A 7,967-nucleotide genomic window follows, 5' to 3' on the forward strand; every position below is an offset into this window, starting at 1 on the left:
AGGCGGGCGCGGCGCGGTAGGCGGGCGGGGCCGCCTCAGCGCGCGGGCGACGGGGCCTCAGCGCTCGTCAACGCGCATCGCCGCGCGGGCAACGCGCCTCAGCGCGCGGGCGGCGCGTCGGCGTCGTCCAGCCGACCGCTGGCGACGAGCACCAGCGCGCTGACGCCGCCGATCACCCCGGCGCCGAAGCCGGCGGCCAGCGTGACGGTGCGGGCGGCCTCGAGGTCGACCGAGATCGGGCCGCAGGCCGCGACCACGGCGATGCCGGCGACGGTCAGCCACGCCAGCGTCCAGACCATCAGCAGCGGGCAGCGCCCGGCGGGATCGTCGTGCGCGCGGACGGAGCGGATCGCCACGCCGAGCGGCACCAGCAGCAGCACCGTCCCGATCACCATCACCAGATCCCGCATCTCGCTCGTCCCGTCTCGTCGCTTGGTCGTCCCGGGGTCCCCTGCCAGCGCTCGCCGCCGCCCCATCCAGCGGCGGCGAGCTCCGGTCGTATGCGGTTGACCCCCGCAGTCGTCCAACGAGCGAGGTGGACAGGACTTACGGCGCCTGTGCGAAATCCGTGCGGGCAGGCCGCGACGTGCGCGGAGCGGCGCCCGATCGGGCGCCGGTCGCGCGGCTAGTTCCCGCTGACGACGGCAGCCGGGAAGCGGTGGCGGGAGCGCTCGCGCGCCTTCTCGGCCTCGACCTCGCGGTCGCGCGGCGCCGCCGACGTCACGAGCGAGTCCATCAGCAGCTTCGACGCCGCGGTCACCTGCTCGATCGCCGCCTCGAACGCCTCGGCGTTCGCCTGCGACGGCTTCGTGAACCCGCTGATCTTCCGCACGTACTGCGTCGCCGCCGCCCGCAACTCATCCTCGGTCGCCGGCGGCTCGAAGTTGTAGAGCGTCTTGATGTTCCGGCACATGGTTCGAGGCTAGCGGGCGGCCCGCGATCTGTCTCGGGTTGACACCGCCGCCCGCCTTACGCCCCCAACCGCCGCCGCAGCTCCAGCGCCAGGGCCACCGCCAGCCGCCGTTCCCGCGGCGGGTGGCCGAGCAGCTCGGTGGCGCGGGCGACGCGCTGGAGGATCGTGTTGCGGTGGGTGTGCAGGCGGGCGGCGGTCCGCGGCGCGTTCTCGGCCTCCTCCAGGAAGACCCGCAAGGTCTCGCGCAGGCGGGCGTTCGACGGGGTCTCCTCGGCCAGCGGGCCAAGCGTGCGGGCGACGAACTCCCCCGCGCGCTGCTCGTCCTGGGCGGCGAGCGACGCGATCTCGAGCTCGTCGTAGGTGGCGATCGGCGCGCCCTCGGGGTTGCGGGCCAGCAGCCCCTGGATCGCGACCACCGCCTCGTGGCTGCGGCGGAAGCCCGATGCGCCGGCCAGGGTCGGGCCGATCGCCACGCGCACGTGCGGCTCGGCGCCGGGCACGCCGCCGCCGAGGTCCGGCCCCGTCAGCGGTCCGTCGCTGGCGAGCCACGCCCAGAGCACGGTGCTGCTGGCCGCGAGCGTCAGCGGCGAGCGCGCGTCGACCGCTCGCGCCACGGCCAGGGCGGTCCGCTCCAGCGCGCCGTACTGCGGCTCGGCGACGTCCGTCCAGAGCACGAGCGCGGTCTGGTGCCGACGCAGGTCGTGATCCAGGCGGCGGCTGGCGGTCGCGACGTCGAGCGGCGCGCCGTCGAGGAGCAGCCGGATCGCCTCGGCCCGCCGGGCGAGCGCGCCCCCGCGCACCTGCTCGCGCTCGCGCTCGACCTCGGTGATGACGCGCCCGAGCACCGCGTCGACGTAGCCGAACAGCAGGTCGAGCGAGACGTTCAAGACCTCCGCCAGCTCGTCGCCGGAGCGCGCGACGTCCTCGGCGACGCGCATCCAGCGGCGCCAGAAGGTCTGCTGGCCCTTGCGGTAGCCCTGGTAGACGACGTCCGACTCGATGCCGCGCCGCACGACGGTCCGCGCGAAGTCGAACGCCTCCGGCGGCACGTGCAGCGGCGGCGGATCGGCGGCGCGCCGCGCGACCGTCAGGTACCGCCGGATGTTCGCGCGGTTGCTGGCGCTCGCCTCGGCCGCGAACGACGCGTCGGCCCCGTAGCCGGACACGATCTCGCGCATGTCGTGGTCCATCTCGGCGATCACGCTGTCGAGGTCGGCCTCGATCCGGTCGGCGATCTCCGTGAGCACGTCGAAGGTGGACACCACGATCAGTGTGCCGCGGCCCACGTCTACTGCACAAGTCTGGGCGTGGATCCATGGCTGCGCGGGTGGGCCGGCGGGTAGCGTCGGATCGTGGGCAACACGGAGGAGCAGCGCATGAGCACGGACTTCGACGTCCTGATCGTCGGTGCCGGCATCTCGGGCATCGGCATGGCCTGTCACCTGACGACCCGGCTGCCGGGCACGTCGTTCGCGATCCTCGAGGGGCGCGACGCGATCGGGGGCACGTGGGACCTGTTCCGCTACCCCGGGATCCGCTCGGACTCGGACCTCCACACGTTCGGCTACGAGTTCAAGCCGTGGAAGAGCGACAACGCGATCGCCGACGCCCACGAGATCCTCGACTACCTGCGCGAGACGGTCGCCGAGCACGGGATCGAGGACCGGATCCGCCTGGGCCACCGGGTGCTGGGCGCCGACTGGTCGTCGCGGGACGCCCGCTGGACGGTGCGGGTGCAGCGCGGAGACGAGCAGCTGGAGCTGACCTGCCGGGTGCTGTTCTCGGCCAGCGGCTACTACGACTACGCGGGCGGCTTCCGGCCCCGGTTCGAGGACGAGGACCGGTTCGCCGGCCAGATCGTGCACCCGCAGCAGTGGCCGGAGGACCTGGACCACCGCGGCAAGCGCGTGGTCGTGATCGGCAGCGGCGCGACGGCGGTCACGCTGGTGCCGGCGATGGCGGAGCGGGCGGCGCACGTCACGATGCTGCAGCGCTCGCCGAGCTACATCGTCAGCGTGCCGCGGCGCAACCCGATCGCGAACGGCCTGCGGCGGGTGCTGCCCGACCAGGTCGCCTACCGGCTGACGCGCCGGATGAACATCGCGATCTGGCAGGGCGTCTACAACGCGTCGCGCCGCTGGCCGGGCCGCGTGCGGGGCGTGATCCGGGCGATGGCCAAGCGCCAGCTGCCGGACAGCCATCCGGTCGACGTCCACTTCAACCCGGCCTACGACCCGTGGGATCAGCGGCTGTGCGCGGTGCCGGACGGGGATCTGTTCAAGGCGATCTCGGCCGGCCGCGCGTCGGTGGTGACCGATCGGATCGAGCGCTTCACCGAGGACGGCGTGCGGCTGACGTCGGGTCGCGAGCTGCCGGCCGACATCGTCGTGACGGCGACCGGCCTGAACCTGCTGCCCCTCGGCGGGATCGACCTGCACGTCGACGGCGAGCCGATCGCCGTCAGCGACACCGTGGCCTTCAAGAGCATGATGCTGAGCGGGGTCCCCAACTTCGCCTTCGCCGTCGGCTACACCAACATCTCCTGGACCCTCAAGGTCGACCTGGTCTGCGAGCACCTCTGCCGCCTGATCGCCCACATGCAGGCCAACGGCCACGACTCCGTCGTCCCGACCCTCGACGACCCGACCCTGCAGCGCCTGCCCTTCTTCGAGTTCGACGCCGGCTACATCCAGCGCGGCCTCCCCGCGTTCCCGCGGCGCGGGTCGCATGGGCCCTGGACGGTGGAGATGAGCTACGGGGCGGACCACCGGCGGCTGCGGGAGGGGCCGGTGGTTGATGGGGCGCTGCGGTTTGGGAGTGCGGTGCGACAGGCGGTCGAGCCCGTCGTCTGACGCGGGCGGCTCGCGTCCGACCGCTCAGGCGTCGGCTGCGGCCTGCAGCGCCGCCGCGCAGGCGACGCTGCGCGGGTGCTCCGCGCCGAGTCGGGATCGCAGCACCGCCAGGGCAGCCGCCAGGTGCTCGTAGGCGACGGCGTGCTTGCCGGCCTGCAGTTCGAGCATGCCGAGGTTGTGCCGGGTCAGCGCCACGTCCTGATGACCGGCGCCGAGCAGGTCGCGCTTGATCTCCAGGGCACGGCGATACGACCGCCGCGCGCCGGCGAGGTCCCCGCGGGCGGCCAGGAGGGCGCCCAGGTTGTTGGACGTGACGGCGATCTCCAGCCGGTCCGCGTCGGGGCGCCGCTCGTAGTGCTCCAACGCCGCCACGTACAGCGCCTCGGCCTCGTCGTCGCGGCGCTGTCCCTGCAGCAGCGCGGCGAGCGCGACGCGATCGGCGACGGCCAGCGGGTGATCGGGACCGAGCGCCGCCGAGCGGATCTCCACCGCGCGCCGCGCCGCCACCTCCCCCGCCGCGAAGTTCCGGCGGGCGTGCTCGACGCCGCCGATGTTGTGCCAGACCGCGGCGGCGTCGACCCCGTCCAGCTCGCCGGCCTCGGCCAGCGCCCGGAGCACCTGCTCGTACGTGGCGCGCGCCGCGCCGAAGCGCCCCCGCGCCTTGTAGGCCATGCCCAGGCCGTTGCGCAGCTTGCGCTCCAGGGCCGCTTCGCCGGAATCAGCCTCCGCCACCAGCGAGAGCGCCCGCAGGTACAGGCGCTCCGCGTCCGCCGGATCGCCCCGGCGCAGGGCGATCTCGGCGCGGTCGCCCAGCGCCCGCGCCTCGACGGCCGACGGCGCCGCTGTTCGTGCCACGGAGACGGCGGGTCAGACGTGCAGCCCGACCATGACCTCGTTGTGGTTGGACCCGCAGGTGTCCTCCGGGCACTCGACGAACGCCAGCAGCTGGGCGTCCGCCGACTGGGCCTCGGGCGTCGCGGCGACGGCGATCGTGCCGAGGCTCAGCACGGCCAGCGTCAGCGCGCCGACCCGCTTGATGCCGAGTCGCTTGGAGGGGGTGGTGTCGTGCATCGGACCGATGCAACCGCCGCCGGCCTGATGGGTCAATCGGGCGGCACCCCTGACCTTTGGCGCGGATGAGAGGGCCTCCGTGGCGGCGCGGGGTCTTCGCGCCAGGAACACGAAAGCCCTGGAATGTCCAGGGCTTCCGTACATCGGGGAGACAGGATTTGAACCTGCGACCGCCCGGCCCCCAGCCGGGTGCGCTACCAGACTGCGCCACTCCCCGGCGCTGCGCGAAGGGTACAGCAGCGACCCTCGCGAGGCGGGCCGCCTCGCCCGCTCCGCTCGAGCGGTCTGTGACGGGCGTCCCACGGCCTTTAGCTGCGTCGAAAGAACGCTTACGCAAGCCACAGGAAACCTCGGCCTCGCGCTCAGGGAGCGGTGGTTCCATGGATTCACCGAACCGACGAGTTCGGAGATCCCAGATGAACAACCTCCTCCTCTACGCGCTGTTCGCCGTCCCGCCGCTGATCCTGGGCCTCGCCGCTCAGGGCTGGCTGCGGAGGACCGTCCAGCGCTTCTCCGTCCAGCCCCTCTCGACCGGCCTCACCGGGGCCGAGGTCGCGGAGCGGATCCTGGTCGCCAACGGCGTGCGCGACGTCAAGATCGTGCCCGCCGAGGGCGCACTGACCGACCACTACGACCCGCGGACGAAGACCGTCGCGCTGTCGGAGCCCGTCTACGGGCAGCGCTCCATCACCGCCGCCGCGGTGGCCGCCCACGAGGTCGGCCACGCGCTGCAGCACGCGCAGGCCTACGCCCCGCTGGCCTTCCGCACCGCCATGTTCCCGGCGGTCGCGTTCGCATCGAACCTCTGGATCATCCTGCTGCTCGCGGGCTTCTTCCTGCAGGCGGTCGGCCTGGTCTGGCTGGCGATCGGCCTCTACGCGATCGCCGTCCTCTTCCACGTCGTCACCCTGCCGGTCGAGTTCGACGCCTCGCGCCGCGCCGGGATCCAGATGCAGCAGCTCGGGCTCGCCTCCGGCGGCGAGGCAGCCGGGACGCGCAAGGTCCTCACCGCCGCCGCATCCACCTACGTGGTCGGCGCGCTGGCCGCCATCAGCCAGCTCGTCTTCCTCGTCCTCTCGACCCAGAACCGCTGATCATGGACGACATCGAACCGCCAAGACCGCCGTCCCGCGGGGACCGGGCTCACCGCTGAGCCACGGACCGCGCGGGACGGCGACCTTCCCCTCCTCCCCTCCCACCCGTCGTGCCGCCGCCCCTGAACGGCGGCACGACACCAGCGCGAGATCGCCCACCGACCTCGCGCACCGCGACCGGGGACCTCCACCCATCCGGTCGCCCCCCAGACGGCGAAGGCCGCGGCACCTGCCGCGGCCTTCGTCGTTCCCTGCTCCCGCACCGGACCGCCGCTGGCGAACCGGGGCGAGCGAGGAGCGGGCGACGGGAATCGAACCCGCCCTAAGAGCTTGGAAGGCTCCTGTGCAACCACAACACTTCGCCCGCGCGTGGTCGGAGGATTGTAGGAGCCCGGGCGGCGAGCGGTCGTCCCGCCCGGCCGCTTGGCGATCGTTCACGTCGTGCGAACGATCGCCAAGCGGCCCCGCGACGGAGGCCTTGCGTGACCTTCGGTCGCTCAACGGACCGTCTAGTCTCGCCCCGTATGGCCGACCTCGCGTTCCTCGGCCCCGAGGGAACCTTCACCCACCGCGCCGCGCTCGACCTGGCTCACGAGGGCGAGACGCTGGTGCCGCTCGATCACGCCGAGGAGGTGATCGGCGCGCTCGCTCGCGGCGAGGTCGACGGGGCCGTGATCGCGTTCGAGAACAGCCTGGAGGGGCCGATCGCGGCCAACCTCGACCTGCTGCTGGCGACCGAGGACGAGATCGTCATCACGGCCGAGCGGGTGATCGAGATCGCGTTCACGCTCTGGCGCCGGCCCGGGGACGACACGCCGCTGCAGGCCGTCGTCTCGCACGCCGTCGGCCTGGCCCAGTGCACCCGCTTCATCCGCCAGCACGGCCTGCGGACCCGCGCCGCGTCCTCCAACGCCGTCGCCTGCCGCGAGCTCGCCGCCTCGGACGAGCCCGGCTGGGGCGCGCTGGCCGGCGCCGACGCCGGCGAGCAGTTCGGGCTGATCGCCGTCCAGGACGGCCTGCGCGACGACGAGCGCGCCGCCACCCGCTTCCTGCGCCTGGGCCGCAAGTGCCCGCCGCCGTCGGGCCGCGACCGCTCGGCGTTCGTCCTGCACCCCGACCAGGACCGGCCCGGCAGCCTGGTGTCGTTCCTGCAGGAGTTCTCCGCCCGCGGGATCAACCTGACCGCGATCAAGTCGCGCCCCACCAAGGAGCTGCTCGGCGAGTACGTCTTCTTCATCGAGGGCCAGGGGCACCTGCAGGACCCGCGCATGCGCGACGCCACGCTCGGGCTGCTGCGGGGATCGGTCGACGTCCGCTACCTGGGCAGCTACCCCGAGGACCCGACGCGCCCCGCCCCCGCCCCGCGCACCGGCCGCGACGCCGCGGTCGACCGGCTGGAGACGATGCTCGACCGCACGGAGCGGCCATGAGCGCCCCCGCTCGCCCCCGCGTCGGGGTCTGCGGGCTGGGCCTGATCGGCGGGTCGGCGCTGCTGGCCCTCGCCCAGGCCGGCTTCGACGTCCGCGGCTGCGACGTCTGGCCCGAGCCGCGGACCTGGTGCGCCGAGCACGGGATCCCCGTCGACGGCTCGCCCGAGGCGACCGCGCGCGAGGTCGACGTGCTGCTGGTCTGCGTCCCGCCCCACGCCACCGGTCCCGTCGTCAGCGCCGCGCTGGCCGCGTCGCCCGACCTGATCGTCCTCGACGCCGCCTCGGTCAAGGGCCCGGTCGTCGACGAGGTCCGCTGGCGCGCCGAGGCCGACGCCGAGCGGTTCCTGCCCGCCCACCCGCTGGCCGGCGCCGAGCAGGGCGGCTACGCGGCCGCCCGCGCCGAGCTGCTGAACGGCGCGCCGTGGGCGGTCTGCCCGCCGGCCGCCGACCCCGACGGCGAGGCCAGCTCGCTCGACCTGCTGCTGCGGGCCGCCCCCGTCCTCGACGCGCTCGGCGCCCGGGTGATCGCCTGCACCGCCGAGCAGCACGACCGCGCCGTCGCCGCCACCAGCCACGCCCCGCACCTGGTCGCCGGCGCCGTCGCCGC

General features: G+C 73.9%; 9 protein-coding genes and 2 tRNA genes. 4 read left to right on the top strand and 7 right to left on the bottom strand.

The features are described from left to right. Positions 1–98: 98 nt before the first annotated feature. From PAI11_RS07335 to PAI11_RS07345, 3 genes are all read right to left on the bottom strand, one after another. A complete protein-coding gene (locus PAI11_RS07335) occupies positions 99–410 on the bottom strand; it encodes a hypothetical protein (protein ID WP_007572511.1) in 312 nt (103 codons plus the stop codon). A gap of 215 nt (positions 411–625) precedes the next feature. After that, positions 626–913: a DUF2277 domain-containing protein gene (locus PAI11_RS07340; protein WP_007572513.1), complete on the bottom strand. Its 288-nt coding sequence runs from the start codon at positions 911–913 to the stop codon at positions 626–628. A gap of 56 nt (positions 914–969) precedes the next feature. Then, positions 970–2,181 (bottom strand): PucR family transcriptional regulator, encoded by a 1,212-nt coding sequence (locus PAI11_RS07345; protein ID WP_425280471.1) that lies wholly within the window; start codon positions 2,179–2,181, stop codon positions 970–972. A gap of 108 nt (positions 2,182–2,289) precedes the next feature. Between PAI11_RS07345 and PAI11_RS07350 the strand changes: the two genes are divergently transcribed. Further along, a complete protein-coding gene (locus PAI11_RS07350; protein WP_050897158.1) occupies positions 2,290–3,765 on the top strand; it encodes a flavin-containing monooxygenase in 1,476 nt (491 codons plus the stop codon). A 24-nt stretch (positions 3,766–3,789) separates the two neighbouring features. On the opposite strand, the gene PAI11_RS07355 is transcribed toward PAI11_RS07350, so the two are convergent. The 3 genes from PAI11_RS07355 to PAI11_RS07365 form a co-directional block, all read right to left on the bottom strand. Further along, positions 3,790–4,620 (bottom strand): tetratricopeptide repeat protein, encoded by an 831-nt coding sequence (locus PAI11_RS07355; protein WP_007572517.1) that lies wholly within the window; start codon positions 4,618–4,620, stop codon positions 3,790–3,792. A gap of 12 nt (positions 4,621–4,632) precedes the next feature. Continuing rightward, positions 4,633–4,836 (bottom strand): hypothetical protein, encoded by a 204-nt coding sequence (locus PAI11_RS07360; protein ID WP_007572518.1) that lies wholly within the window; start codon positions 4,834–4,836, stop codon positions 4,633–4,635. A gap of 143 nt (positions 4,837–4,979) precedes the next feature. Continuing rightward, positions 4,980–5,053, bottom strand: a tRNA-Pro gene (locus PAI11_RS07365). A 199-nt stretch (positions 5,054–5,252) separates the two neighbouring features. Between PAI11_RS07365 and PAI11_RS07370 the strand changes: the two genes are divergently transcribed. Further along, positions 5,253–5,930, top strand: a complete 678-nt coding sequence (locus PAI11_RS07370; protein ID WP_170320701.1) for a zinc metallopeptidase — start codon at positions 5,253–5,255, stop codon at positions 5,928–5,930. Positions 5,931–6,226: 296 nt separating this feature from the next. Here the strand turns inward: PAI11_RS07370 and PAI11_RS07375 are convergent. Further along, positions 6,227–6,297: transfer RNA gene (locus PAI11_RS07375), tRNA-Gly, on the bottom strand. A gap of 157 nt (positions 6,298–6,454) precedes the next feature. Here PAI11_RS07375 and pheA point away from each other — a divergent pair. Next, complete coding sequence (gene pheA / locus PAI11_RS07380; RefSeq protein WP_007572521.1) at positions 6,455–7,360, top strand: prephenate dehydratase; 906 nt, start codon at positions 6,455–6,457, stop codon at positions 7,358–7,360. Further along, positions 7,357–7,967, top strand: a 611-nt coding sequence (locus tag PAI11_RS07385; RefSeq protein ID WP_040598975.1) for a prephenate dehydrogenase, incomplete at its 3' end; no start/stop codon positions are given. The genes pheA and PAI11_RS07385, both read left to right, overlap by 4 nt.

Origin of the sequence: Patulibacter medicamentivorans (assembly GCF_000240225.1) — a bacterium.
Lineage (GTDB): Bacteria > Actinomycetota > Thermoleophilia > Solirubrobacterales > Solirubrobacteraceae > Patulibacter > Patulibacter medicamentivorans.

Bases quoted from the DNA above. Each gene is read 5' to 3' on its own strand.
- pheA (WP_007572521.1), top strand. From the start codon at position 6,455: ATGGCCGACCTCGCGTTCCTCGGCCCCGAGGGAACCTTCACCCACCGC.
- PAI11_RS07350 (WP_050897158.1), top strand. From the start codon at position 2,290: ATGAGCACGGACTTCGACGTCCTGATCGTCGGTGCCGGCATCTCGGGC.
- PAI11_RS07360 (WP_007572518.1), bottom strand. From the start codon at position 4,836: ATGCACGACACCACCCCCTCCAAGCGACTCGGCATCAAGCGGGTCGGC.
- PAI11_RS07370 (WP_170320701.1), top strand. From the start codon at position 5,253: ATGAACAACCTCCTCCTCTACGCGCTGTTCGCCGTCCCGCCGCTGATC.
- PAI11_RS07340 (WP_007572513.1), bottom strand. From the start codon at position 913: ATGTGCCGGAACATCAAGACGCTCTACAACTTCGAGCCGCCGGCGACC.
- PAI11_RS07335 (WP_007572511.1), bottom strand. From the start codon at position 410: ATGCGGGATCTGGTGATGGTGATCGGGACGGTGCTGCTGCTGGTGCCG.